The 23,616-nt window shown below is 67.3% G+C and carries 26 protein-coding genes; 16 read left to right on the forward strand and 10 right to left on the reverse strand.

The genetic code is table 11. The features are described from left to right. Nucleotides 1-7: 7 nt before the first annotated feature. From RT97_RS10745 to RT97_RS10765, 5 genes are all read right to left on the reverse strand, one after another. On the reverse strand, nucleotides 8-1,519 hold the full coding sequence (locus RT97_RS10745) for a tripartite tricarboxylate transporter permease (protein ID WP_042578770.1): 1,512 nt from the start codon (nucleotides 1,517-1,519) through the stop codon (nucleotides 8-10). Between the two features lie 16 nt (nucleotides 1,520-1,535). Beyond that, complete coding sequence (locus RT97_RS10750) at nucleotides 1,536-2,024, reverse strand: tripartite tricarboxylate transporter TctB family protein (RefSeq protein ID WP_042578771.1); 489 nt, start codon at nucleotides 2,022-2,024, stop codon at nucleotides 1,536-1,538. Nucleotides 2,025-2,133: 109 nt separating this feature from the next. After that, nucleotides 2,134-3,930: a GspE/PulE family protein gene (locus tag RT97_RS10755; protein ID WP_042578772.1), complete on the reverse strand. Its 1,797-nt coding sequence runs from the start codon at nucleotides 3,928-3,930 to the stop codon at nucleotides 2,134-2,136. Beyond that, the gene (locus tag RT97_RS10760) at nucleotides 3,927-4,709 is read right to left on the reverse strand and encodes a spermidine synthase (protein ID WP_042578773.1); all 783 of its coding nucleotides are present in this window, start codon (nucleotides 4,707-4,709) and stop codon (nucleotides 3,927-3,929) included. The genes RT97_RS10755 and RT97_RS10760 overlap by 4 nt, the downstream gene beginning before the upstream one ends. Next, a complete protein-coding gene (locus RT97_RS10765; RefSeq protein WP_042578819.1) occupies nucleotides 4,709-5,236 on the reverse strand; it encodes a DNA-deoxyinosine glycosylase in 528 nt (175 codons plus the stop codon). Before RT97_RS10765 ends, RT97_RS10760 begins: the two co-directional genes overlap by 1 nt. A gap of 168 nt (nucleotides 5,237-5,404) precedes the next feature. Between RT97_RS10765 and RT97_RS10770 the strand changes: the two genes are divergently transcribed. The 6 genes from RT97_RS10770 to cysC are packed head-to-tail and all read left to right on the forward strand — an operon-like array spanning nucleotide 5,405 to nucleotide 10,930. Beyond that, the gene (locus tag RT97_RS10770) at nucleotides 5,405-6,316 is read left to right on the forward strand and encodes an STM4015 family protein (protein ID WP_042578774.1); all 912 of its coding nucleotides are present in this window, start codon (nucleotides 5,405-5,407) and stop codon (nucleotides 6,314-6,316) included. A 10-nt stretch (nucleotides 6,317-6,326) separates the two neighbouring features. After that, nucleotides 6,327-7,409, forward strand: coding sequence for an STM4014 family protein (locus tag RT97_RS10775; RefSeq protein WP_052810617.1), 1,083 nt, complete (start codon nucleotides 6,327-6,329; stop codon nucleotides 7,407-7,409). Further along, nucleotides 7,406-8,212, forward strand: a complete 807-nt coding sequence (locus tag RT97_RS10780; protein ID WP_042578775.1) for an STM4013/SEN3800 family hydrolase — start codon at nucleotides 7,406-7,408, stop codon at nucleotides 8,210-8,212. The genes RT97_RS10775 and RT97_RS10780 overlap by 4 nt, the downstream gene beginning before the upstream one ends. After that, nucleotides 8,209-9,564 carry an STM4012 family radical SAM protein gene (locus RT97_RS10785; protein ID WP_080898256.1) on the forward strand — a complete coding sequence of 452 codons (1,356 nt, stop codon included), beginning with the start codon at nucleotides 8,209-8,211 and terminating at the stop codon, nucleotides 9,562-9,564. Before RT97_RS10780 ends, RT97_RS10785 begins: the two co-directional genes overlap by 4 nt. Next, nucleotides 9,558-10,406, forward strand: coding sequence for an STM4011 family radical SAM protein (locus tag RT97_RS10790; RefSeq protein ID WP_042578776.1), 849 nt, complete (start codon nucleotides 9,558-9,560; stop codon nucleotides 10,404-10,406). Before RT97_RS10785 ends, RT97_RS10790 begins: the two co-directional genes overlap by 7 nt. Further along, nucleotides 10,403-10,930, forward strand: a complete 528-nt coding sequence (cysC, locus tag RT97_RS10795) for an adenylyl-sulfate kinase (RefSeq protein WP_042578777.1) — start codon at nucleotides 10,403-10,405, stop codon at nucleotides 10,928-10,930. The genes RT97_RS10790 and cysC overlap by 4 nt, the downstream gene beginning before the upstream one ends. A gap of 63 nt (nucleotides 10,931-10,993) precedes the next feature. Here the strand turns inward: cysC and RT97_RS10800 are convergent, their stop codons facing one another. Together RT97_RS10800 and RT97_RS10805 are read right to left on the reverse strand one after the other, a co-directional pair. Continuing rightward, nucleotides 10,994-11,452 (reverse strand): hypothetical protein, encoded by a 459-nt coding sequence (locus RT97_RS10800; RefSeq protein ID WP_042578778.1) that lies wholly within the window; start codon nucleotides 11,450-11,452, stop codon nucleotides 10,994-10,996. Nucleotides 11,453-11,582: 130 nt separating this feature from the next. After that, the gene (locus RT97_RS10805; RefSeq protein ID WP_042578779.1) at nucleotides 11,583-12,443 is read right to left on the reverse strand and encodes a TatD family hydrolase; all 861 of its coding nucleotides are present in this window, start codon (nucleotides 12,441-12,443) and stop codon (nucleotides 11,583-11,585) included. An 88-nt stretch (nucleotides 12,444-12,531) separates the two neighbouring features. Between RT97_RS10805 and RT97_RS10810 the strand changes: the two genes are divergently transcribed. The 4 genes from RT97_RS10810 to RT97_RS10825 are packed head-to-tail and all read left to right on the forward strand — an operon-like array spanning nucleotide 12,532 to nucleotide 16,640. Next, nucleotides 12,532-13,542, forward strand: a complete 1,011-nt coding sequence (locus tag RT97_RS10810; protein ID WP_042578780.1) for a S1C family serine protease — start codon at nucleotides 12,532-12,534, stop codon at nucleotides 13,540-13,542. 53 nt (nucleotides 13,543-13,595) lie between these two features. Beyond that, the gene (locus tag RT97_RS10815; protein WP_042578781.1) at nucleotides 13,596-14,630 is read left to right on the forward strand and encodes an AAA family ATPase; all 1,035 of its coding nucleotides are present in this window, start codon (nucleotides 13,596-13,598) and stop codon (nucleotides 14,628-14,630) included. Then, entirely contained in the window at nucleotides 14,611-15,606 is a 996-nt protein-coding gene (locus RT97_RS10820; RefSeq protein WP_042578782.1) for a DUF58 domain-containing protein, read from the forward strand. Before RT97_RS10815 ends, RT97_RS10820 begins: the two co-directional genes overlap by 20 nt. Continuing rightward, entirely contained in the window at nucleotides 15,603-16,640 is a 1,038-nt protein-coding gene (locus RT97_RS10825; RefSeq protein ID WP_042578783.1) for a VWA domain-containing protein, read from the forward strand. Before RT97_RS10820 ends, RT97_RS10825 begins: the two co-directional genes overlap by 4 nt. Nucleotide 16,641: 1 nt before the next feature. Here the strand turns inward: RT97_RS10825 and RT97_RS10830 are convergent, their stop codons facing one another. Next, entirely contained in the window at nucleotides 16,642-17,217 is a 576-nt protein-coding gene (locus tag RT97_RS10830; RefSeq protein WP_042578784.1) for a TetR/AcrR family transcriptional regulator, read from the reverse strand. A gap of 140 nt (nucleotides 17,218-17,357) precedes the next feature. Between RT97_RS10830 and RT97_RS10835 the strand changes: the two genes are divergently transcribed. After that, entirely contained in the window at nucleotides 17,358-18,161 is an 804-nt protein-coding gene (locus RT97_RS10835; protein WP_042578785.1) for an SDR family NAD(P)-dependent oxidoreductase, read from the forward strand. Here the strand turns inward: RT97_RS10835 and RT97_RS10840 are convergent. Then, the gene (locus tag RT97_RS10840; RefSeq protein WP_042578786.1) at nucleotides 18,143-18,793 is read right to left on the reverse strand and encodes a TetR/AcrR family transcriptional regulator; all 651 of its coding nucleotides are present in this window, start codon (nucleotides 18,791-18,793) and stop codon (nucleotides 18,143-18,145) included. The genes RT97_RS10835 and RT97_RS10840 overlap by 19 nt on opposite strands. Before the next feature lie 62 nt (nucleotides 18,794-18,855). Beyond that, nucleotides 18,856-19,458, reverse strand: a complete 603-nt coding sequence (locus tag RT97_RS10845) for a phenylacetic acid degradation protein PaaY (RefSeq protein ID WP_042578787.1) — start codon at nucleotides 19,456-19,458, stop codon at nucleotides 18,856-18,858. A gap of 148 nt (nucleotides 19,459-19,606) precedes the next feature. Here RT97_RS10845 and RT97_RS10850 point away from each other — a divergent pair, with 148 nt between their 5' ends. The 5 genes from RT97_RS10850 to paaB are packed head-to-tail and all read left to right on the forward strand — an operon-like array spanning nucleotide 19,607 to nucleotide 23,554. Then, nucleotides 19,607-20,410 (forward strand): enoyl-CoA hydratase-related protein, encoded by an 804-nt coding sequence (locus tag RT97_RS10850; protein WP_042578788.1) that lies wholly within the window; start codon nucleotides 19,607-19,609, stop codon nucleotides 20,408-20,410. 3 nt (nucleotides 20,411-20,413) lie between these two features. Continuing rightward, on the forward strand, nucleotides 20,414-20,869 hold the full coding sequence (paaI, locus tag RT97_RS10855; protein ID WP_042578789.1) for a hydroxyphenylacetyl-CoA thioesterase PaaI: 456 nt from the start codon (nucleotides 20,414-20,416) through the stop codon (nucleotides 20,867-20,869). Between the two features lie 37 nt (nucleotides 20,870-20,906). Continuing rightward, entirely contained in the window at nucleotides 20,907-22,217 is a 1,311-nt protein-coding gene (gene paaK, locus RT97_RS10860) for a phenylacetate--CoA ligase PaaK (RefSeq protein WP_042578790.1), read from the forward strand. Nucleotides 22,218-22,250: 33 nt separating this feature from the next. Beyond that, nucleotides 22,251-23,258, forward strand: a complete 1,008-nt coding sequence (paaA, locus tag RT97_RS10865; RefSeq protein ID WP_042578791.1) for a 1,2-phenylacetyl-CoA epoxidase subunit PaaA — start codon at nucleotides 22,251-22,253, stop codon at nucleotides 23,256-23,258. Then, nucleotides 23,255-23,554 (forward strand): 1,2-phenylacetyl-CoA epoxidase subunit PaaB, encoded by a 300-nt coding sequence (paaB, locus tag RT97_RS10870; RefSeq protein ID WP_042578792.1) that lies wholly within the window; start codon nucleotides 23,255-23,257, stop codon nucleotides 23,552-23,554. Before paaA ends, paaB begins: the two co-directional genes overlap by 4 nt. Nucleotides 23,555-23,616 lie beyond the last annotated feature (62 nt).

Genomic DNA, 23,616 nt, shown 5'->3' on the forward strand with positions numbered 1-23,616 from the left:
GCTCCGCTTATTCCTCGACGAAGGCCTCTTCGCGCTTGGACTTCACCGCAGGCAGCAGCACGATCACCAGCAGCAGCGCTGCGGCAGCCAGCAGGCTCGCGGAGATCGGACGGGTGATGAACACGCTCCAGTCACCACGCGAGAGCAGCAGCGAGCGGCGCAGGTTCTCTTCCATCATCGGCCCGAGGATGAAGCCCAGCAGCAACGGCGCAGGCTCGCATCCCAGCTTGAAGAAGGTGTAGCCCACCAGGCCGAAGATGCCCACCATCCAGATGTCGAAGGTGTTGTTGTTGGTCGAGTACACGCCGATCGCGCAGAACAGCACGATCGCCGGGAACAGGAACTTGTACGGCACCGACAGGAGCTTGATCCACATGCCGATCAGCGGCAGGTTCAGGATGATCAGCATCGCGTTGCCCAGCCACATCGAGGCGATCAGGCCCCAGAACAGTTCCGGGTTGCTGGTCATGACCTGCGGGCCCGGCTGGATGTTGTGGATGGTCATCGCGCCCACCATCAGCGCCATCACGGCGTTGGGCGGAATGCCCAGCGTCAGCAGCGGAATGAAGGACGTTTGCGCACCGGCGTTGTTGGCCGACTCGGGAGCCGCCACGCCGCGGATGTTGCCCTTGCCGAAGGGCACTTCGCCCGGCTTCAGCTTGGTCTTCTTCTCGATCGTGTAGGCCGCGAAAGCCGCCAGCAGCGCACCGCCGCCGGGCAGGATGCCCAGGGCAGAGCCCAGCGCCGTGCCGCGCAGGACGGCAGGCACCATGCGCTTGAAGTCTTCCTTGGTCGGGAACAGGCCCGAGACCTTGGCGGTGAACACTTCGCGCTCGTCGTCCGGACGCGAGAGGTTGGCAATGATTTCGCCGTAGCCGAACACGCCCATGGCGATGGCCACGAAGCCGATGCCGTCGGTGAGTTCAGGAATGTCGAAGCTGTAGCGTGCGACACCCGAGTTCACGTCGGTACCGACCAAGCCGAGCAGGAGGCCCAGCACGATCATCGCGATGGCTTTCAGCAGCGAGCCCGAAGCCAGCACCACGGCGCCGATCAGGCCCAGGATCATCAGCGAGAAGTACTCGGCCGGGCCGAACTTGAAGGCCAGTTCGGTCAGCGGCGGCGCGAAGGCAGCCAGGATCAGCGTGCCGACGCAGCCCGCGAAGAACGAGCCGAGGCCCGCAGCCGCGAGCGCCGGACCCGCACGGCCCTTGCGCGCCATCTGGTAGCCGTCGATCACGGTCACGACCGAGGACGATTCGCCCGGCAGGTTCACCAGGATGGCGGTGGTCGAGCCGCCGTATTGCGCGCCGTAGTAGATGCCAGCCAGCATGATCAGCGCCGACACGGGGGGCAGCGCGTAGGTGGCGGGCAGCAGCATCGCGATGGTCGCGACCGGGCCGATGCCCGGGAGCACGCCGATCAGCGTGCCCAGAATGCAGCCGACCAGGCAGTACAGCAGGTTCGTGAAGGTAAAGGCAACGCCAAAACCCATCGAGAGGTGGTCAAACAGTTCCATGTGAGCAGCTTTCTTCTCAACCGGTGATGAAGGTCGGCCAGACCTGGATCTGCAGCTTGAGCGCCCAGATGAATGCGACGTAGCTGCCGATGGCAAGCACCGTGGCCAGGATCAGCACGGTGGGCAGCTTGAACTCGTGGCCCGCGAGGCTGGAGATGATCACGAGCGCGTAGATCGCGATGATCATGCCCATGGCCGGCACGCCGATGCTGGGCAGGCCGCCCAGCAGGATGCCGAATGCGAGGTTGGCGCCCAGGATGAACACCACCTGCTTCCAGGCCCATTTGCCGATCTTTTCGCCGTCGGTGGTTTCAACGGTGAGCCCGCTGAACATGATCCCCAGGCCGATCAGGGCCATCAGGATGCCGAGCATCAACGGGAAGTAACCGGGACCCATGCGGGCGCCGCTGCCCACGCTGTAGGTGGTGGCGCCCCAGGCGAACCCCACACCCACGACGGTGAACATCAGTCCCGAGAAAAAGTCTTTCTGACTTTTGATTTTCACGAACAGTCTCCTCGAACAAGTTTCGATGCGGGATTGTCCGGTCAGCTTGCGGTCAGGCGGATGTGGATTTCACTAACCGAACGGTTAGGGTTAACCCAAATGGCAACACTCACTCCAGGGGTGGCGTGGCGCTCAGTACCTCTTCGATGGTGGTCACGCCTTCGGCCACGCGCAGTGCGCCGGCCAGGCGCAGGGGCCGCATGCCGTCGATCACGGCCTGGCGCCTGAGGCCCGTGAGGTTGGGCTCCTTGGTGACCTTGTCCTTGAAGGCCTCGGTCACGCTCAGCAGTTCGTAAAGGCCCATGCGGCCCATGTAGCCGGTCATGCGGCAGTCGACGCAACCCACGGGCTTGTAGGCCCGCACCGAGCCTGTGATCTGCCACGGCTTGACGACGGCCTCGAGGCTCTCGCGCGTGACCGTGTCGTCGGGCTGCTTGCAGTGCGGGCACAGCGTGCGCACGAGGCGCTGCGCCAGCACGCCGAGCATCACGGCGGTGATGAGGTACGACGGCACGCCCAGTTCCATCATCCGCGTGATGGCGCTCGGCGCGTCGTTGGTGTGCAGCGTGCTGAACACGAGGTGGCCGGTGAGCGCGGCCTGCACCGCCATCTCGGCCGTGGCGAGGTCGCGGATTTCGCCGACCATGATGATGTCCGGGTCCTGCCGCATCAGCGCGCGCAGGCCCTCGGTGAAACCGAAGTCCAGCTGCGGCTGCACCTGCGTCTGGTTGAACGAGGGCTCGATCATTTCGATCGGGTCTTCCACCGTGCTCACGTTCACTTCTTCGGTCGCCACGCGCTTCAACGTGGAGTACAGCGTGGTGGTCTTGCCCGAGCCCGTGGGGCCGGTCACCAGGATGATGCCGTTGGGGCGCGTGACAAGCTGCTCCCAACGCTGCGCATCGTGCTGCGCGAAGCCAAGGGCGTCGAGGTCCTTCACCGCGGTGTCGGGGTCGAAGATCCGCATCACCATTTTTTCGCCGAACGCGGTCGGCAAGGTGGACAGGCGCATTTCGACTTCGTCGCCGCGCATGTTGCGGGTCTTGATGCGGCCGTCGAGCGGACGGCGCTTTTCCACCACGTCCATGCGGCCCAGGAGCTTGATGCGCGCGACCATCGCGTTCATCACGCCCATGGGCATCTGGTAGGCCGGATGCAGCACGCCGTCGATGCGAAAGCGGATCACGCCCTGCTCGCGCCGGGGCTCCAGGTGGATGTCGCTCGCGCGCTGGTCGAAGGCGTACTGCCAGAGCCAGTCGACCACCTGCACCACGCTCTGGTCGTTGGCGTCGAGCTGCTTGGTGCTCTTGCCCAGCTCCACGAGTTGCTCGAAGCTCGCGCCGCCGGTGTTGCCGCCGGCCTTTTGCGCCGCGCGCACCGACTTCGCGAGCGCGAAGAACTCGGCCGTGTAGCGCTGGATGTCGGCCGGGTTGGCCACCACGCGCCGCACCGTGCGCCTGGACTGTCGCTCGACCTCGGCGATCCAGTCGGTGAGAAACGGCTCGGCCGTGGCCACCACCACCTCGTTGGGCAGCACCTGAACCGGCAGCACCTTGTGGCGCTCGGCGTAGGCAGCGCTCATGGTGTCGGCGACCTTGCCCACGTCGACCTTCAGCGGATCGATGCGGAGGTACGAAAGGCCTGCGCGGCCGGCGAGCCATTGCGTGAGGGCTTCGAGGTCGAGCGGCTTGTTGTCGCTCTCGCGCGTCATCGCCACGTTGGCCAGGCGGACCAGCGGCGCCTGGCGGCTCTCGGCCTGCGCGCAGCGTGCGATGGTGCGCTTGGCTTCGACGGGGGAAATCACGCCGTCGGTGGCCAGCCATTCGATCAGGCGGCGCAGCTCGAGCGGGCCTTCGTGGCGGGCGGCCAGGGGTGCGGGTGCGGAAACGGCGGGAACAGCGCTCATGGGCCGGAGGTTCGGGTGATGGAAGTATTCAGGGGCTTGAACACCCGCAGCCACTTGGGCGCGGGCAGACTCCAGCGAGTCTGGATCGTTTGCGCGCGCTCGGCAAGCATCTCGCGCTTCGGACGGCTCGGCGTGCGCTGCGCCAGCACCACCGTGTTGCCTTCGCGCGTCGGCTTGAAGGCCCAGACGGCATCGGCGCCGAACGCGCCGGCGATCTTCTCCAGGCTGCGCTCGTAGCTCGACGAGCGGCCGAAGAGGTTGACCGTCATGCAGCCGTCCTCGGTGAGCAATGCCCGGCAGTCGGCGTAGAAATCTTCGCTGTCGAGCACTGGCGCGGCGGCCTCATGGTCGTACAGGTCGACCTGCAACGCATCGACCGTGCCGTGCCACTCGGGCTTGCGGACCTCCACCGCCGCATCGGCGATCACCACGCGCAGCTTCGGGTCGTCGGCCGGCAGCTTGAACCAGCCGCGGCAGGCCGACACCACCTGCGGATTGAGCTCGACCGCCGTGGTGCGCATGCGCAGCGTCTTGCGGCTGAACTTGGTGAGCGTGGCCGCACCGAGGCCCAGTTGCATCGCATGGCGGCTGGCGACGGTCTTGCCGTCGACGAAGAGCAGCCAGGCCATCATGCGCTGGACATATTCGAGCTCGATCTCGAACGGCGCATCGAGCTTCATCGAGCCCTGGACCCATTCGGTGCCCAGGTGCAGATAGCGGATGTCGCCCCAGTCGGAAAAATTGACTTCGGGAAGAACGGGTGTGGAGCGCGTTGCCATCAGGTGAGTTGGTGGGCGTGGAAGACCTCGCGCCAGGCCGCGAGCTTGCGCTCGAAGCTCCACGACGCGTTGGCGGGGCTGGTGGAAGGCAACTGGTAGACCGGCACGCCGAGGGTGCGCGTGTGGCGCGCATGCTTGAAGCTCTCGCCGCCGTTGTGCGCGATGGCGGCAAGCTTGGGCAGCGCGAGGCCGGCGATGTCGTTCGCGACGGGCGCGCGAATCGCCGAATCGAGGCTGCCTTCGCGTTCGCAGGCCGCATACACGTCCCACACGCCCAGGCCGCGATCGAGCAGCCACGCCTTCTTCTTCGCGTAGCTGTCTGCGCCGGTCGGCAGCGGGTGGTCGGGCCAGACGGCTTGCAAGATCTTCCAGAACTGGTTTTGGGGATGCGCATAGTACTGCTGCTGCGCGAGCGAACGGACGCCCGGAAAGCTGCCCAGGATCAGCACGACGGTGGCCGGGGAGACGACCGGTGCGAGGCCCGTGAGCACCAGGCTGTCGGGGTCGGGTGCGGCGGATGGATTCATGGGCTGCATCTTGGCACTGTCGCCGCCCACCGTCCTGGGCTGCCGTCCTTGCCCGTGCCCGGGTGTCGAAGCCAACGACGAAACGGGAGGGCCGAACCGTCACGGGCAAGCCATGCCCGTCAGTTATTCTCCCCCGCTTCACAGGCACAACGTGGCGGAGGGAACAGCATGACCATCTCGGACCGTACCGAGACATTTTTCGGCAAGCGTGTCGAGGACTATCAAGGTGGCGACGTGGCCGGCGGCCCGGGCATCGTTCACCGCCTGTGCCTGGACTACGACGACGACAAGTCGATGGGCGTATTGCTCGAGGAGTACCTCTCCAAGATCGACAAGTCCGCGCTCGACGCCCTGATCCTCGGGCCGTGGTCCGAGCCCCACGACACCGGCCCCGACGACGCGTTCGAGGTCCTGATCGCGCACGCCGCCGAACTCAAGAGCCTCAAGGCGCTGTTCGTCGGCGACATGACCTTCGAGGACTGCGAGATCTCCTGGATCATCCAGGGCAACTACGAAGCCCTGCTGCAGGCCTTTCCCCAACTCGAGGTGCTGCGCATCCGCGGCGCTACTTCGCTGCAACTGCCTGCGTTCAGCCACGCCGCGCTGCGTGAGCTCGTCATCGAATCCGGCGGCCTGCCGCGCGAAATCAGCGAGGGCCTGGCGCAATCCACGCTGCCGTCGCTCGAGCACCTCGAACTGTGGCTGGGCACCGACGAATACGGCTTCGACGGCGACGTCGAGCTCTTGCGCGGCGTGCTGCAGAAACTTCGCACGCCCAAGCTGCGCCACCTCGGCCTTCGCGATTCGGAAATCGCCGACGAGGTCGCCGCATGGCTCGCGACCGAAGGCTGGGTCGCGGAGCTCGACACCCTCGACCTGTCGCTCGGCACGCTCGGCGACGAAGGCGCCAAGGCCCTGCTCGCGAGCCCGCACGTCGTGAAACTGAAGCGCCTGGACCTGTCGCACCACTACATCGGCGCGCCGGTGCAGGCGCAACTGCGCGCGGCCATCCCCGGCGTGGTGCTGGACGACCCGCAGGAAGCGGACGACGGACACCGGTACGTGGCCGTTGGCGAGTAGGCCGCCGGCGATGCTGCCTTGGGTGGTGCTGGGCGTTGCGACGAGCAAGCGCACGCAAGGCCTGCTCGCCGCGGCCCGGGAAACGGGGGCGTCCGTGCGGCTCGTCGAATGGCGCGAATGGCTGGCCGATGCGCATGCGCTCGAAGACCGCCTCCGGCAGCCCTGCCGTTTCAAGATAGAACCGCCCGGAGACGACGCCCGGGTCCACATGACGCTCGTGCACATGGGATGCGAGCAGCTGGGCCGTGCGCCCTGCGCCCCGATCGAACGGGGCGAGTTGGCGCAAACGGATGCGTGGTTCGAGGGCTTTCGTCTCGCGATAAAACGCCTGGAGCGCACGCTGGCCGCGATGCCGCATGTGCAGGTCGTCAACGCGCCCGCGGAAATCCTCGCGATGACCGACAAGCTGGAGTGCCAGCAGCAACTGCAGTCCAACGCCGTGCCAACCGCGCCGCTGCTGGGGCTCGTGCGCGACTACGAGCATCTCGTCGCATTGCTCGACCGCAGCGGCATGGACCGCGTTTTTCTCAAGGCCCGCTACGGCTCGTCCGCATCCGGCGTGATCGCATTCCGGCGCAATCGCCGCGGGCAGCAGCAGGCCACCACGACCGCGCAACTTCATGAAGGTGGCCGACTGTTCAACGTCAAGCGCGTGTCCTGCTACACCCGGCACGACGAGGTGCGCCGCGTGGTCGACCTCGTGAGCGCACAGGGCGCGTACGCGGAGGCATGGATACCCAAGCCGCGCCATGGCGCGGGCCATTTCGACCTGCGCGCGGTGACCTTCGGCGGCCGCGTCGCGCACCGCATCGCGCGCCTCGGGCAACGGCCGATGACCAACCTCCACCTGGACAGCGAGCGCGTCGATCCCGACCGCGTGCTCGCGGCCGAGGACCAGGCGGCGCTCGCCGCGACGGCCGAGCTCGCCGCGGGCGTTTTCCCCCGCAGCAACGTCGTCGGATTCGACCTCGTGGTGCGCCAGGGAAAGGCCCATGTCCTGGAGGCCAACGCCTTCGGCGATCTGCTGCCGGGCTGGTTGTGGCAGGGCAAGGACACCTACGCCACAGCCTTCGGCGACGGCGCGATGCGATGAACGAACCCGTCGACATGAACCGGGTGGTCGGCACCCACGACATCGTGATGATCACGCTGGACACCTTGCGCTACGACGTGGCGCAAACGGCGTTCGAGCGCGGCGAGCTGCCGGTGCTCTCGAGGCATCTGCCTGCGCAAGGGTGGGAGAAGCGGCACACGCCAGGCAACTTCACCTACGCTGCGCATCACGCGTTCTTCGCCGGCTACCTGCCGACGCCGGCCCGGCCGGGCGCGCATCCGCGGCTGTTCGCCACTGCCTTTCGCGGCAGCGAGACCACCGCGCGCACCACCTTCGTCTTCGACGAGGAAAACATTCCCAAGGGCCTGGGCGCACGCGGCTATCGCACCGTCTGCATCGGCGGCGTGGGTTTCTTCAACAAGCAGAACGCGCTGGGCCGGGTGTTTCCCGGGATGTTCGCGGAAAGCCATTGGCATCCGACGTTGGGCGTGGGGCATCGCCATTCCACCGAGCGCCAGGTGGACCTGGCCGTGCAGCGGCTGCATGCCGATGCGCAGCGCGTATTTCTCTTCATCAACGTGTCCTCGATCCACACACCGAACCGCGCCCACCTCCCCGGCCATACCGAGGATTCCATCGAGACCCATGCCGCCGCCTTGCGCTATGTGGACGGCGCGCTGGCGCCGTTGTTCGACGCCTGCGCGTCGCGCGGGCCGACCTTCGTGATCGTCTGCTCCGACCACGGCACGGCGTATGGCGACGCCGGCTATCACGGCCACCGCATCGGCCACGATTGCGTGTGGACCGTTCCGTACGCGCACTTCTTCCTGGGGGCCTCATGACCCAAGCTGTGATCCAGGCCGTGCCCCAAGCCTCGCTCGCCGAATGGCTCCGGCAGGGGCCCTACCAGGCCTACTCGTACAGCTACCCGCACAAGAGCGCCTATCGCCCGCTGCCCGCGCGGTCGTTGCGCGACGCGTGGGCCACGGAAGATCGCTCGGCGCTTTTCGCCTACATCCACGTGCCCTTCTGCACGATGCGGTGCGGCTTCTGCAATCTCTTCGCGATGGCGCAGCCCGCCGAGGCGCTGGTCGAGTCCTACGTCGATGCCGTCGTGCGGCAGATGCAGGCCATGGACCGCGCCCTCGGCGAGCGCAGGTTCGCGCGGCTGGCGGTGGGCGGCGGCACGCCCAGCTACCTGCCGGCCGCGCTGCTCGAACGGCTGTACGTCGCGGCCGAACGCATCCTCGGCATCGACCTGCAGGCCACGCCGTCGGGCATCGAGGTCTCGCCCGAAACCGTGACGCCCGAGCGCATGCGCGTATGCCGCGAGATGGGCGTGCAGCGCGTGAGCATGGGCATCCAGAGCTTTGCGCAGCACGAGGTTCGCGCGCTCGCGCGTCCGCAGCAGAACGCCGTGGTCATCGAGGCCATCCGCCAGATCCGCGAGGCGGGATTCCCGGTCATGAACCTCGACCTCATCTACGGCATCGACGGGCAGACGGTGGAAAGCTGGCTGTCTTCCATCGAGAGCGCGCTGGCGTTCGGGCCTGAAGAGCTCTACCTCTATCCGCTCTACGTGCGCGAGCAGACGGGGCTCGGAAAGATCGTGATCCGCAAGGCCGAGCAGGGCGCCGATTTCCGGCAGGCGCTGTATGCCGCGGCGCGGGCGCGCCTGCTGGCCGCCGGCTACGAGCAGGTGTCGATGCGCATGTTTCGCGCACCGCACGCGCCCCGCGACAGCGGCCCGGTCTACTGCTGCCAGGACGACGGCATGGTGGGGTTCGGCGCAGGTGCGCGCTCGTACACCCGCAACCTTCACTACTCTTCCAGCTACGCCGTGCAACGCAGCGCGACGCGCAGCATCATCGAGGACTTCATCGCCTGCGACGAGGCGCAGTTTGCTGAGGCCCGCTACGGGTTCGCGCTCGACGGCGACGAGCAGCGCCGGCGCTTCGCGATCCAGTCGCTCCTGACGGACCCCGGCCTTTCGCACGCCGCCTACGAACAGCGCTTCGGCGCCCCGGTGCTCGAAGACCTGCCGCAGTTGCAGGAGCTCACCGCCCTGGAACTCGCGAAGGACGAGGCGGGCCTCTTCCAACTCAACGCGCGGGGCGTTTCCTATTCGGACACCATCGGCCCCTGGCTCGCATCGGCGGCCGTGCGCGGCCTGATGCCCGACGCGCCATGCTGACCGTGCTATACCGGGGCAGCCTGTCGAGCTGCAACTACAGCTGCAGCTATTGCCCGTTCGCCAAGCGGCGCGACTCCCGGGCCACGCTGGCGCGGGATGCCGCCGAGGTGGCGCGCTTCGTCGACTGGACGGGCGCGCAGACGCGGCCCCTCCGAATCCTCTTCACGCCCTGGGGCGAAGCCATGGTGCGGCGCCACTATCGCCACGCGATGCTGGCGCTCGCCGCCATGCCGCATGTGTCCCAGGTGGCGCTGCAGACGAACCTGGCGGGTCCGCTGTCGTGGCTCGCCGAAGCGCCGGTCGGCAAGATTTCGCTGTGGTGCACCTATCACCCCGACCAGACGCGGCTTGAGCGATTCATCGAGCGGACCCGGCAGCTCGCACAGCTGGGCATCGGCCATTCGGTCGGGGTCGTGGCGCGGCAGGAGCACTACGAGGCCATTCGCGCGCTGAAGTCGGTGCTCCCTGAAACGACATCCTTCTGGCTCAATGCCTACGACCGGCGCGGCCCGGGCTACTACACGGCCCAGGACCTGCAGTGGCTCGATGCGCTGGACCCGCGGTTCGTGCACGAGCATTCGCCCGGACCGTCGCGCGGGAAGGCCTGCCGCGCGGGTTCCGAAGCCATCGTCGTCGATGGCGAGGGCGAGGTGCAGCGGTGCCACTTCATTCCGCGGCGCCTGGGCAACCTCTATGCCGACGACCTCGACGGCATGCTCACGGAGCAGCCCTGCAGCCGATTCAAGTGCGACTGCTTCATCGGCTACGTCCACCGGCGCGACCTGGACTTCTATCCGGCCTACGGCGACGGCGTGCTCGCCCGCATTCCGCTGCAGACATGAACGACCAGGCGCCCTGCGTCGTCTGGCTCACCGGCATCTCCGGCGCGGGCAAGACGACCATCGCGCGCAAGGTCGAGACCCGGCTTCGCGCGCTGGGCAGGCACACGCTGCTGCTGGATGGCGATGACATGCGGCTCGGGCTGAATCGCGACCTCGGCTTCAGCGATGCGGATCGCATGGAAGGCGCCCGGCGGGTTGCGGAGGTCGCGAAACTGATGCACGCGGCGGACCTGACCGTCATCGTGGCGCTGATCTCGCCGTTTCGCAGCGCCCGCAAGATGGCCCGCTCGCTCTTTCCGGCGGGAACATTCTTCGAGATCCATGTCGACACGCCGATCGAGATCGCGGAAGCGCGCGATCCGAAATCCCTGTACCGGAAGGCCAGGCGCGGCGAGATCGCCGATTTCACCGGCATCGACTCCCCTTACGAGGCGCCGGAATGGCCGGAGCTGCGCCTCGACGGAACCCATCCGTCACCCGACGCCCTCGCGGATCAGGTGATCCAACTGCTCAAAGGCGCCTAGTCCCGCCCATGAAAAAACCCGCCGCAGCGGGTTTTTTTCGAAAGCTCGGACCGAAGCCCAGGCTTACTTCTTGGCGGCTTCGTTCTCGGCCGTGCCGGGAATCTTCTCGCCGATGGCCGCGCCGGTGCTGCGCATGCCGTCGGCCGTCTTGTGGCCGGCGGTTTCAACCGCGTCGCCGGTCTTGGCGGCTGCGTTCTTGGTGGCGTTGGTCGCCTTCTTGGTGGTGTTCTTGGTCGCGTTCCAAGCCTTCTTGGTGCCGCGCTCGGTGGCGTTGGCAGCCTTCTTGGTGGTGCTCTTGGTGGCATCCCAAGCCTTCTCGGCGCCGTTTTCGGTGGCGTTCACGGCCTTCTTGGTCGTGCGCTTGGTGGCGTTCACTGCGTCGCTGCCGGCTTCCTTCACCTTTTCGGTGGTGGTGGGCTCGGCCGTTGCGGGGGCGGCGGTCTGTGCCACGGCGGAAACGCCGATGGAGGCCAGAGCCAGGGCCAGAACGACGGGCATGGTGCGAACAAAAGATGTGGTCATGGAAGACTCCTTTTTGAGTGAAGTGTTGGAGTGACGGACTTGCCACTGTGCAAGCAACGCCACTTCGAACTTCAAGGATGACAGCAAAAAGTCGCCCCATGCCCCTCCAGGCGCAACTCGGGACATTGGCCTACGCGGGGTGCGGCGCGCGTTCCGACAAAGCCATCAGACTTTCGAGCTTCGGAAGCGTCCGGACTGCATTCCGGGTGGTGGCTTCGGCCAGCGCATCGATGCCGATGCCGCGCAATCCGGCCACCACTTCGGCGATGCGCGGCAATTCGCCGGGCTCGTTTCGACCATGCGCCTGCCCGGCGTCGCGCTGCGCCTGCGTGCGGTAGAGCCAGTGCGGCTGGATGTCGGGCGCGTCCGTCTCCATCACGATCGCGTCGAGCGGCAAGGTGGTCGCAAGCCGCCGCAACTGCAGCGCGCGCTCGAAGGTCACCGCGCCGCCGAAACCGAGCCGCAGCCCAAGCTCGATGCAGGCATGGGCCTGCTGCTCGCTGCCGTTGAAGGCATGCGCGATGCCCTGCCACGGCCGCCCGCCCGCCGTCTGGCGCAAATGCTTGAGCACCTTGTCAACCGAACGCCGCACGTGGATCAGCACGGGTAACCCGTGCTTGCGTGCCAGTTGCAACTGAGTGTGAAAAAAACGCTCCTGCTTCGGGCCGTCCAGGCCTTCGACAAAGTAGTCCAGGCCGATCTCGCCGACCGCAACGAGCCGCGGATCGCCCTGCCGCGCGGTCAGTTCCGCGTCGAGCACCTCGAGGTCTGTGTCCTGCGCCTGGCCCGTGCAAAGCGGGTGGATACCGAGGGCATAGGCATCGCCCTGCCTATGGGCCAGCTCGCGCACCGTCCCGAAGTTGAAGACGGCCACGGCCGGAATCACGCACAGGGAAACCCCTTGTGCGGCGGCGCGGGCGCGGATCTGCGGCATCTCCGCACCGAATTCGGGCGCGTCCAGGTGGCAGTGGGTATCGACAAACGAAGCCATCGCGCCATGATGCCCGAAGGGATGCGCAGGCGCGGAAAGCGTGCTACTGTGAACTCCTTCACGCGTCTTTTTTGCCGGAGGTTCTCCGATGCGCAGGCCTGCTTTCTACAGCCGTTCGCCCCGCACGCCGCCGCCGGCCGCAGAACAAGCGGCCGATCAGGCGGATGCCGCGGCATCGCCGGACGCGGCGGGCGCAGGTGGGATCGTGCAGCCGCCGACCGCTCCAGCCCAGGCCGGCTGGCAACCGGGCCGCAAGAGCTTCGCCCTTCTCCTCGTGCTGTGTGCGGCGCTGGTCACCGGCGGCACCGTGTGGTGGCCGCGCCAGGGCAAGGCAATCACGCAGAAGGACATCGACGCGGCCGTGCTGCGCACGATGCAGACCGCCACCCTCCCCTCGCCCGCCGCCAAGGCCGCCGACATCATCCGGCCCTCGGTCGTTCGCGTGGTGGGCTACGGCCCCGAGAAGGCCACGCCCGAAGCCAAGACCCAGAAGCGCGGCCGCAACATGGCCAAGGGCAAGCCGCCCGAAGCGCCGCTCGACGGCACAGCGCCCGGCGAGGTCGAGCGCGGCGTCGGCACCGGCGTGGTGATCGTCGACAAGGGCGTGATCCTCACCAACCTGCACGTCGTGGCCGGCTCAGAGAAGATCAAGGTCACCTTCGCCGACGGGCTCGAGGCGGTGGCCGTCATCACCGGCGTGCAGCCCGAGAACGACCTGGCGGTGCTGCAGGCGCAGAAGATTCCCGACGACCTCATTCCCGCCGCGATGCGCTCCACCGCCGACTTGCGGCCCGGCGACCAGGTCGCGGCCGTGGGCTTTCCGTTCGGCATCGGGCCTTCGGTGTCGGCCGGCGTGGTGTCGGGCCTGAAGCGCTCGTTCCGCTCGCCCGAGGGCAAGCAGGAGTTGGGCAACCTGATCCAGTTCGACGCGGCCGCCAACCCCGGCAACTCGGGCGGACCGCTCATCAACATGGACGGCGAGGTGCTGGGCATCGTCACCGCCATCCTCAACCCCACGCAGCAGCGCACCTTCATCGGCATCGGCTTCGCGGTGCCCATCGAGAACGCGGCCTCCGCGGCAGGGTCGCCCCCGTTCTGACTTGCAGGTTCGCAGCCGTTCTGATTTTTCTGATTTCTTCGAAAGCCCTTCGCATGAGCACAGAGAACCCGACCACCCCGACGCCCTCCTCCTTCGCCACGGCGCCCGCCACCGCCGAGCTGATGGAGCAGATCCTCTACGAGGTCAAGCGCGTGGTCGTGGGCCAGGACCGCTTTCTCGAACGCGTGATGGTCGCGATGCTCGCGGGCGGTCACCTGCTGGTGGAAGGCGTGCCGGGCTTGGCCAAGACGCTCACCATCAAGACGCTGGCCGACACGGTGCGCGGCCACTTCAAGCGCATCCAGTTCACGCCCGACCTGGTGCCGGCCGACCTGGTGGGCACGCGCATCTACAACCAGAAGACGGGTGAATTCAGCACCTCGCTGGGGCCGGTGTTCGCCAACCTGCTGCTGGCCGACGAAATCAACCGCGCGCCGGCCAAGGTGCAAAGCGCCCTGCTCGAAGTGATGCAGGAGCGCCAGGTCACCATCGCCGGCGAAACGCACAAGGTGCCGCGGCCCTTCCTCGTGATGGCGACGCAGAACCCCATCGAGACCGAGGGCACCTACCCGCTGCCCGAGGCGCAGGTCGACCGCTTCATGATGAAGGTGCTGGTCGACTACCCGAGCGACGAGGAAGAGTTCGTCATCGTGCAGCGCGTGATCGGTCCGCCGGTGGAGGCCAGCCCGGTCGCCACCACCGAGCAGCTCGCGGCGCTGCAGGCGGAGGCGCGGCGCGTGTACGTCGACCCCTCGCTGATCCAGTACGCGGTCAAGCTCGTCTCGGCCACCCGCACCCCCGAGAAGCATGGCCTGAAGGACATGCGCCGCTTCATCACCTTCGGCGCGAGCCCGCGCGCCAGCATCAGCCTCACCGAGGGCGCGCGCGCGCTCGCGCTGCTGCGCGGCCGAAGCTATGCGCTGCCCGAGGACATGACCGCGCTGGTGGCCGACGTGCTGCGCCACCGCGTGACGCTTTCCTACGAAGGCCTGTCCGAAGGCCTGACACCCGACAGCCTGATCGAGAAGATCATGCGGGCCATCCCCGCACCACCCAAACCGCTCGAACATGAAAAGCTGGTGGCGTAAGGCCCCCGCGGCCGCGAACGACGAACGGCTTGCCGCCGAATCGGCTGTGGCCGGAGGGGCCGAGCGCGCGCTGCGCCGGCTCGAATGGACGGTCATCCGTCGCCTCGACGGCCTCCTGCAGGGCGACTACCGCACCCTCATGCGCGGCAGCGGCCTCGATCTGGCCGACCTGCGCGAATACCAGCACCACGACGACGTGCGCCACATCGACTGGAACGTCACCGCGCGCCTGCAGACGCCGCACGTGCGCGTCTTCACCGAAGACCGCGAGATGGCCGCCTGGTTCGTGCTCGACCTGAGCCGCTCGGTCGACTTCGGCTCGGGCCTGAAGGCCAAGCGCGAGATCTCGGCCGGCTTCGTCGGCGTGCTTGCGCGGCTGCTCACGCGGCATGGCAACCGGGTCGGTGCGCTGGTCTACGGCAACGACCTGGAGGCCGTGATCCCGCCGCGCAGTGGCCGGCGCCACGTGCTGCACCTGCTGCACGCGATGGAGCGCCGCGCCGACAGGGCGGACGGCCCCGCGCAAAAAGGAATGACCCGCCTGGACGACCTGCTGAAATCCGCAGCCACGCTGATGCCTCGCCGCTCCACGGTCTTCGTGGTGTCCGACTTCCTGAGCGAGCCCGGCTGGGAACGGCCGCTCGGCCAGCTCGTGCAGCGGCATGAAGTGATCGCTGTGCGCCTCTTCGATCCGCTCGAGCTCGAACTGCCCGACCTGGGCCTCGTGCCGCTGCGCGATGCAGAGACCGGCGAACAGCTCTGGGTCGACACCCACGATGCCGGATTCCGCAAGCGCTTCGCGCGCCTGGCCGCCGAGCGCGAGGCGACGCTGCGCGCCTCGCTCGCCAAGGCCGGCGTCGACGCCCTGGAGCTTTCGACCAGCGACGACCTGGTGGAGGCCATCGTTCGTTTTGCCGACCTGCGCAAGCGCCGCACACGCGTCGGTTCGGGCAACGTGAAGGCGGTGGCAGCATGACTTTTCTCTGGCCTCAATTCCTCTGGCTGCTGGCGGCATTGCCGCTGCTGGTGTTGCTCTACGTCTGGCTGATCCGCCGCAAGAAGAAGCTGGCGGTGCGCTACGCGAGCCTTTCGATCGTGCGCGAGGCGATGGGCGCCGGGCAAAGTTTCAGAAGGCACATTCCGCCCTTGCTGTTCCTCCTGGCCATGGCCGCGATGCTGGTGGCCGCGGCGCGGCCGATGGCGGTGGTGATGCTGCCCTCGAACCAGCAAACAATCATCCTCGCGATGGACGTCTCGGGCAGCATGCGCGCGGCCGACGTGCTGCCCAACCGGCTGGTGGCGGCGCAGGAGGCGGCCAAGAGCTTCATCAAGGACCTGCCTCGCACGGTGAAGGTGGGCATCGTCGCCTTCGCGGGCAGCGCGCAGGTGGCGCAGCTGCCCACCACCAACCACGACGACCTGGTGACCGCGATCGACAGCTTCCAGCTGCAGCGCGCCACCGCCACCGGCAACGCCATCGTGGTGTCGCTGGCCACGCTGTTCCCCGATGCCGGCATCGACGTCGAGCAGTTCAGCGCCCCGAGCCGCCAGCGCGGCACGCCCATCGACCAGGCCGACAAGAAGCTCAAGGACTTCACCCCCGTGGCGCCCGGCTCCTTCACCTCGGCCGCGATCATCATGCTGACCGACGGCCAGCGCACCACCGGCGTCGATCCGCTCGATGCCGCCAAGGCCGCGGCCGACCGCGGCGTGCGCATCTACACGGTGGGCGTGGGCACGGTCGATGGCGAAACCATCGGCTTCGAAGGCTGGTCGATGCGCGTGCGTCTCGATGAGGAGACGCTCAAGGCCGTGGCCAACAAGACCAACGCCGAGTACTTCTACGCAGGCACCGCGAACGACCTGAAGAAGGTCTACGAAACGCTGAGCTCCAAGCTCACCGTGGAGAAGAAGGAGACGGAAATCTCGGCGCTGTTCGCGCTCGGCGCGGCGGTGCTCACGCTGCTGTCGGCGGGCCTGTCGCTGCTCTGGTTCAACCGCATCCTCTAGGTCAGGCCTTAGGCGCCGCCTGCAGCCCGGCCAGCACCTCGCGCAGGATTTCTTCGGACAGGGCCTCGTCGTCCACGGCGCGGGCCAGCACCACGCCGCCGTACATCGACGCGAGCATGCGAATCGCGTCGGCACGGGCGTTCTTCTTCGTGCGCCACGGAAAGTTCCTGGCGAACCGGTCGATCACCGACTTGAGATAAGTAGTCAGCGGCACGCTGATGCCCCCGCTGCTCTCGGTTCCAGACTGCGCTGCGAACGCCGCCACCAGGCAGCCGTCGGCACGGCCGTCGCGATGGTCGGGGCTCATGTAGTCCCGCACATAGGCGCGCATGCCTTCGGGCGTTTGGCCGGCCGCATCGAGGTCGGCAAGCGCTGCGCTCCCGGAGTGGGCGATGCACTCGGCCATCAGCGCGTCTTTCGAGTCGAAGTGGTTGTAGAAGGGCCCGTGCGTGAGGCCCGTGGCTTTCATGATCTCGCTCACGCTCACGCCGTCGAAGCCGCGCTCCTTGAACAGGCGCGAGGCCTCGGCAAGGATCTTCTGGTGCTTTTCGGCGGTTTCCGCTGCTGGGTATCGCATGTGACCTCTTTCTGCTCCGGGGTACTTCAGGACCGCGGTTGACGCTAAGCATGATACCCATCATGCTTCGCCACTTCAAACATGATGGTCATCATGCTTTTGAGTCACAACCGTTGAACCCACTCTTGAATGGAATTGAAATGAGCGAACAAGCAACCCTCGGCACCGCCGTCGTCACAGGCGCATCGGCCGGCCTCGGCAAGATCTACGCGGACCGCCTGGCCCGCCGCGGCCACGACCTGGTGCTGGTGGCACGCCGCGCCGACTTGCTGGAAGAAGTCGCAGCCGCCCTGCGCACCCGCTACGGCGTGAAAGTGCAGACGTTCGCAGCCGACCTGGCCGCCGCCGACGACCTCGCGCGGGTGACCCAGGTCATCGCCACCGATCCGTCGATCACGCTGCTGGTCAACAACGCCGGCCTCTCGACGCTCGCGCCCGTCGCGCAGACCACGAACGCGCAGCTGCAGAGCATGCTGGACGTGAACATCAACGCCCTCGCGCACCTGAGCCACGCCGCGCTGGCCGCCTTCAAGTCGCGCGACCGCGGCACGCTGGTGAACATCGGCTCGGTGCTGGGCTTCCACACGCTGCCGATCAGCAGCATCTACAGCGGCACCAAGGCCTTCGTGGTCGCATTCACGCGCGGGCTGCAGGATGAAGTGGCGGGCACCGGCGTGAAGGTGCAGCTGGTGCTGCCGGCAGCCACGGCCACCGACATCTGGGAACTCTCGGGCGTGCCGATGTCGGCATTGGCCGAAGGCACGATCATGGCCGCCGAAGACTGCGTGGACGCGGCCCTCGCCGGCCTCGACCTGGGCGAGCCGATCACCCTGCCGTCGGTGAACGATGCGGCCCTGCTCGCGAGCTTCGTCGATGCGGGCGCCACGCTGTTCGGCGCCTCGCAGACCGGCAAGCCGGCAGCGCGCTACTCGAAGGCGGCCTGATCGGCCTGCGCGGCGGCCGCGATCGCCGCGTAGTCCGGCGACTTCACCGCGCCGATGCCCCCCAGGAAGAGATCGGCCACGATGGGCGCAATTGCCGCGTGGTCGAGTTTTCCGTCGGGCTTCATCCAGGTGAACATCCAGTTGATCATGCCGAACAGCAGCATGGTCAGCGGCTTGGCCAGATCGTCGCTCGGCGCCCCCGGGCGCAGCGCCGAGACCGCGCGCGCGAAGCCCGCGACCACCTCGCGCTCCTTGTCGAGCACGCGCTCGCGGTCTTCCTCTTCGAGAAATCGCACGTCATCGGTCAGCACGCGGTGCGCGTCCTGGGCGCCGGCGTATTCCTCGACGATGCGGTAGATGAAGCGGCGAAGCCGCTGTTCATCGGTCTGGGTGGAGGCCTCTTCCTCGGCCACCAGCGCCGCCAGCTTGGACACGTGCGTCTCGGCGATGCTGATGAGGAGGCTGCTCTTGTCCTTGTAGTAGTGATAGAGCGTGGCCTTCGAGAGGTTGCACGCCACGGCCACCTCGTTCATCGACGTGGCCGGATAACCCCGGCGCGCGAACAGCTGGGCGGCCTGCGCGAGGATCAGCTCGCGCTGGTCGTCGTAGGTGGCGGATCTTCCACGCGGCATCGGGTCGGGTTCCTTAATTAGGTTGGGGGCAACGCGCGATCTTGCATGAAGCGAGGCGCGGGCTATCCGCGCCGCGTGGCAATGAGCGGACGCACATCGATCGCCGGCAGGCGCGGCCGGTCCGCCTCCATTTCGGCAAGCGGCGCGACCTCGCGCAGGCTCTCGAGGCTGCGCACCGTCAGCGCCTGGTAGACGTGCGTGCCTTCGAGCTTCCAGGCAACCTCTTCATCGGTGAGTTCACGCTTTACCTTCGCCGGAATGCCTGCCACCAGCGAACGCGCCGGCACCTTCATGCCGGCAGGAACGAAAGCGCAGGCCGCGACGATGGCTTTCTCGCCGATCTCGGCCTCGTCCATCACCACTGCATTCATGCCCACCAGCGCATCGCGCCGCACGATGCAGCTGTGCAGGATCGCGCCGTGGCCGATGTGGCCGTTGACCTCCACCACCGTGTCGTTGTCGGGAAAGCCGTGGATGCAGCAGTGGTCCTGCACGTTGGAGCCTTCCTCCAGAACGATGCGGCCGAAGTCGCCGCGCAGGCTCGCGCAGGGGCCGACGTAGCAGTTGGGGCCGACGATCACGTCGCCGATCAGCACCGCGCTGGGGTGTACGTACGCGCTCGGATCGACGACGGGAATCACGCCGTCGATGGAATAGCTGGGCATTCGGTCGGTCTCCTTTTTTGTGGACTCAGGGTTTGCCCTGAATCAACCCGCTTGTGCCGGGATTGAGGTCGATCCTAAAATCAACCGAACGGTCGGTCAATAGTGTTTGCTAGCCGATTCGTACCCACACAAGGATGAGAGACACCCCATGTCGGAACCTTTAGTTCTCGTCGGCGACGCCGGCGCGGTCCGCACGCTGAGCCTGAACCGCCCCGCGGCCCTCAACAGCTTCACGACCGAACTGCATGCCCAACTGATGGCGGCACTCGAATCGGCAGCCGCGGACGACAGCGTTCGATGCGTCGTCCTCACCGGTGCCGGCCGCGCCTTCTGCGCCGGGCAAGACCTCGCCGATCCCTCGGTCGCCCCGGACCCCACGCCCGGCGCCGCGCCAAAGGACCTGGGCCACGTCATCTCCACCTATTACGCCCCGCTCGTCGCGCGCCTGCGCTCGATGCCGGTGCCGGTGGTCGCAGCCGTGAACGGCGTTGCCGCCGGAGCGGGCGCCAACCTCGCGCTGTGCTGCGACCTCGTCGTGGCCGGCCGCTCGGCGAGCTTCATCCAGGCCTTCACCAAGATCGGCCTCGTGCCCGACACCGGCGGCACCTGGCTGCTGCCGCGCCTCGTGGGTTCCGCGCGCGCCCTGGGCATCGCGCTGCTGGGCGACAAGCTCCCCGCGGAAGAAGCCGCGCGCATCGGCCTCATCTGGCAATGCGTGGACGACGCGGCGCTGGCCGACACGGCCGCCGCGCTCGCAGCCCGGCTGGCCGCCATGCCGACGCGCGCCCTCGTCGCCACCCGCCAGGCCCTGGCCGCGGCGCAGGACATGGACCTCGACGCAGCGCTGGCCGAAGAAGCCCGCATCCAGCGCGAGATGGGCAACGCCAACGACTACCGCGAAGGCGTCGAAGCCTTCCGCGCCAAGCGCGCGCCCGTGTTCAAGGACCGCTGAGCCATGCCCCACAGCTCCCCCGAAGTCACCCGCACACCCCAGCAGACGGCCGAGTACGTGCGCGACGGCATGCTCGCCAACGACAACGCCACCAAGGGCCTGGACATGCGCATCGTGGAGGTCGGCCCGGGCCAGGCCACCATCGAGATGCGCGTGCGCCCCGACATGCTCAACGGCCACGCCACCTGCCACGGCGGCTTCATGGCCACGCTGGCCGACTCGACCTTCGCCTTCGCCTGCAACTCGTACAACGAACTGACCGTGGCCTCGGGTTTCTCGATCGACTTCATCGCTCCCGCGCGCGAGGGCGACCTGCTCACCGCGCGCTGCCACGAGGTCTCCAAGGCCGGCCGCACCGGCGTGTACGACACCGAGATCACCAACCAGCGCGGCGAGCGCATCGCGATGTTCCGCGGCCGCTCCTACACCGCCAAGGGCCGCCCCGCCGTCCCGGCCTGAAGAGATCGAAGAGACCGAAGAGACGAGATCCACCACCATGACCGCCCGACACCCCGCCCCCGGCGAACTCGACCCCATCGAAACCGCGAGCCGCGACGAGATCACCGCGCTGCAGCTCACGCGCCTGCGCGCCACGCTGCAGCGCGCCTACGACAACGTGCCGCATTACCGCAAAGCCTTCGATGCGAAGGGCGTGCACCCGGACGACCTGAAGTCGCTCGCCGACCTGTCGAAGTTCCCGTTCACGGTGAAGAGCGACCTGCGCGACAACTACCCCTTCGGCATGTTCGCGGTGCCGCGCACGCAGGTCGCGCGCATCCATGCGTCATCGGGCACCACGGGCAAGCCGACCGTCGTCGGCTATACGAAGAACGACATCGACACCTGGGCTGATCTCGTCGCGCGCTCGATCCGCGCCGCGGGCGGACGCGCCGGCGACATGATCCACGTGGCCTACGGCTATGGCCTTTTCACCGGCGGCCTCGGCGCGCACTACGGCGCCGAGCGCGCGGGCTGCACCGTCATCCCGATGTCGGGCGGCCAGACCGAGAAGCAGGTGCAGCTCATCCAGGACTTCAAGCCCGACATCATCATGGTCACGCCCAGCTACATGCAGGTGATCATCGAGCAGTTCGAGCGCCAGGGCCTCAGCGCGAAAGACAGCTCCCTGAAGATCGGCATCTTCGGCGCCGAGCCGTGGACCGAGGCGATGCGCCGCGACATCGAGGCCAAGGCCGGCATCGACGCGGTCGACATCTACGGCCTGTCCGAAGTGATGGGCCCGGGCGTCGCGAGCGAATGCGTCGAGAGCAAGGACGGCCCCGTGATCTGGGAAGACCATTTCTATCCCGAGATCATCGACCCCGACACCGGCGAGCTGAAGGCCGACGGCGAAGAAGGCGAGCTGGTCTTTACCTCGCTCAGCAAGGAGGCGATGCCGATCGTTCGCTACCGCACGCGCGACCTCACCCGCCTCTTGCCGCCCACCTCGCGCGCCTTCCGCCGCATGGGCAAGATCGTCGGGCGCAGCGACGACATGATGATCATCCGCGGCGTGAACGTCTTCCCCACGCAGGTGGAAGAGATCGTGCTCGCGCACAAGAGCCTCTCGGGCCTCTACCAGGTGCACGTGAGCCGCGCCGACAAGCTCGACCAGGTCGAGGTGCACTGCGAGCTCAACCCCGCCGACGCCGCCGCGGCGGACCGCACCGCCATCGGCGAATGGGTGCAGCACCGCGTGAAGACGCTGATCGGCATTTCGACGCGCGTGGTGGTCCACGCGCCCAACGAGATGGAACGCACCCAGACAGGCAAGGCACGCCGCGTGATCGACACGCGCCCGCGCTGAGCCGCCCCCCACACCCACCGAAAGGACACGCACATGTACACCCAGGCAATGGACACCATGGGCAAGGACGCAGGCGACGGCAAGAAGGCCGTGCGCTCGGCCGAGGAGATGCGGCTCGAGGAGCGCTTCGACGCGCAGATCGATGCCGGTGACTTCATCGAGGCGAAAGACTGGATGCCCGAGCACTACCGCAAGACGCTGGTGCGCCAGATCAGCCAGCACGCGCACTCCGAGATCGTCGGCATGCTGCCCGAGGGCAACTGGATCAGCCGCGCGCCCACGTTGAAGCGCAAGGCCATCCTGCTGGCCAAGGTGCAGGACGAAGGCGGCCACGGCCTCTACCTGTATGCGGCCGCGGAAACGCTGGGCACCTCGCGCGACCAGATGTTCGACGCGCTGCACAGCGGCAAGGCCAAGTACAGCTCGATCTTCAACTACCCCACGCTCACCTGGGCCGACATGGGCACCATCGGCTGGCTGGTCGACGGCGCGGCCATCATGAACCAGGTGCCGATCTGCCGCTGCTCGTACGCACCGTATGCGCGCGCCATGATCCGCATCTGCCGCGAAGAGAGCTTTCACCAGCGCCAGGGCTACGAGGCCCTGCTCACGATGATGACCCACGGCACCGACGCGCAGAAGGCGATGGTGCAGGACGCGGTCAATCGCTGGTGGTGGCCCTCGATCATGATGTTCGGCCCGCCCGACGACCAGTCGCCCAACTCCGCGCAGTCGATGCGCTGGGGCATCAAGCGCTTCAGCAACGACGAGCTGCGCCAGAAGTTCATCGACGCCGCCGTCGAGCAGGCGCGCATCCTCGGCGTGACGCTGCCCGATCCCGATCTCAAATGGAACGAAGAGCGCCAGGCGCACGACTTCGGCGCCATCGACTGGAGCGAGTTCTGGCGCGTGGTGGGCGGCGACGGCCCCTGCAACCGCGAACGCCTGCAGGCCCGCGTCGATGCCTGGGAAGACGGCGAATGGGTCCGCGAAGCCGCGATGGCCCACGCCAACAAACAACCATTGAAGGAGGCCGCATGAGCGCCGATACGACCAAGCAAGAGTGGCCCCTGTGGGAAGTGTTCGTGCGCAGCAAGGCGGGCCTGGACCACAAGCATTGCGGCAGCCTGCATGCCGCCGATTCGAAGATGGCGATCCAGATGGCGCGCGACGTGTACACGCGCCGCCAGGAAGGCAGCAGCATCTGGGTGGTGCGTTCCGAGCAGATCGTGGCGAGCGACCCGGGCGAGAAGGACATGTACTTCGATCCGGCGGAAGACAAGGTCTACCGCCATCCGACCTTCTACGCGCTGCCCAAGCAGGTCGACCACATGTAATGCCCACCCGGCCGTTCGGGCTGAGCCTGTCGAAGCCTTGGCGCGCATCGCGCAGCCCTTCG

The sequence above is a fragment of the Variovorax paradoxus genome (assembly GCF_000834655.1).
GTDB lineage: Bacteria > Pseudomonadota > Gammaproteobacteria > Burkholderiales > Burkholderiaceae_C > Variovorax > Variovorax paradoxus_F.

Bases quoted from the DNA above. Each gene is read 5' to 3' on its own strand.
- paaK (WP_042578790.1), top strand. From the start codon at position 20,907: ATGACCGCCCGACACCCCGCCCCCGGCGAACTCGACCCCATCGAAACC.
- RT97_RS10810 (WP_042578780.1), top strand. From the start codon at position 12,532: ATGCGCAGGCCTGCTTTCTACAGCCGTTCGCCCCGCACGCCGCCGCCG.
- RT97_RS10775 (WP_052810617.1), top strand. From the start codon at position 6,327: ATGCTGCCTTGGGTGGTGCTGGGCGTTGCGACGAGCAAGCGCACGCAA.
- RT97_RS10815 (WP_042578781.1), top strand. From the start codon at position 13,596: ATGAGCACAGAGAACCCGACCACCCCGACGCCCTCCTCCTTCGCCACG.
- RT97_RS10770 (WP_042578774.1), top strand. From the start codon at position 5,405: ATGACCATCTCGGACCGTACCGAGACATTTTTCGGCAAGCGTGTCGAG.
- RT97_RS10850 (WP_042578788.1), top strand. From the start codon at position 19,607: ATGTCGGAACCTTTAGTTCTCGTCGGCGACGCCGGCGCGGTCCGCACG.
- RT97_RS10840 (WP_042578786.1), bottom strand. From the start codon at position 18,793: ATGCCGCGTGGAAGATCCGCCACCTACGACGACCAGCGCGAGCTGATC.
- paaI (WP_042578789.1), top strand. From the start codon at position 20,414: ATGCCCCACAGCTCCCCCGAAGTCACCCGCACACCCCAGCAGACGGCC.
- RT97_RS10755 (WP_042578772.1), bottom strand. From the start codon at position 3,930: ATGAGCGCTGTTCCCGCCGTTTCCGCACCCGCACCCCTGGCCGCCCGC.
- RT97_RS10800 (WP_042578778.1), bottom strand. From the start codon at position 11,452: ATGACCACATCTTTTGTTCGCACCATGCCCGTCGTTCTGGCCCTGGCT.
- RT97_RS10830 (WP_042578784.1), bottom strand. From the start codon at position 17,217: ATGCGATACCCAGCAGCGGAAACCGCCGAAAAGCACCAGAAGATCCTT.
- RT97_RS10790 (WP_042578776.1), top strand. From the start codon at position 9,558: ATGCTGACCGTGCTATACCGGGGCAGCCTGTCGAGCTGCAACTACAGC.
- RT97_RS10805 (WP_042578779.1), bottom strand. From the start codon at position 12,443: ATGGCTTCGTTTGTCGATACCCACTGCCACCTGGACGCGCCCGAATTC.
- cysC (WP_042578777.1), top strand. From the start codon at position 10,403: ATGAACGACCAGGCGCCCTGCGTCGTCTGGCTCACCGGCATCTCCGGC.
- RT97_RS10785 (WP_080898256.1), top strand. From the start codon at position 8,209: ATGACCCAAGCTGTGATCCAGGCCGTGCCCCAAGCCTCGCTCGCCGAA.
- paaB (WP_042578792.1), top strand. From the start codon at position 23,255: ATGAGCGCCGATACGACCAAGCAAGAGTGGCCCCTGTGGGAAGTGTTC.
- RT97_RS10760 (WP_042578773.1), bottom strand. From the start codon at position 4,709: ATGGCAACGCGCTCCACACCCGTTCTTCCCGAAGTCAATTTTTCCGAC.
- RT97_RS10835 (WP_042578785.1), top strand. From the start codon at position 17,358: ATGAGCGAACAAGCAACCCTCGGCACCGCCGTCGTCACAGGCGCATCG.
- RT97_RS10780 (WP_042578775.1), top strand. From the start codon at position 7,406: ATGAACGAACCCGTCGACATGAACCGGGTGGTCGGCACCCACGACATC.
- RT97_RS10765 (WP_042578819.1), bottom strand. From the start codon at position 5,236: ATGAATCCATCCGCCGCACCCGACCCCGACAGCCTGGTGCTCACGGGC.
- RT97_RS10845 (WP_042578787.1), bottom strand. From the start codon at position 19,458: ATGCCCAGCTATTCCATCGACGGCGTGATTCCCGTCGTCGATCCGAGC.
- RT97_RS10745 (WP_042578770.1), bottom strand. From the start codon at position 1,519: ATGGAACTGTTTGACCACCTCTCGATGGGTTTTGGCGTTGCCTTTACC.
- RT97_RS10820 (WP_042578782.1), top strand. From the start codon at position 14,611: ATGAAAAGCTGGTGGCGTAAGGCCCCCGCGGCCGCGAACGACGAACGG.
- paaA (WP_042578791.1), top strand. From the start codon at position 22,251: ATGTACACCCAGGCAATGGACACCATGGGCAAGGACGCAGGCGACGGC.
- RT97_RS10825 (WP_042578783.1), top strand. From the start codon at position 15,603: ATGACTTTTCTCTGGCCTCAATTCCTCTGGCTGCTGGCGGCATTGCCG.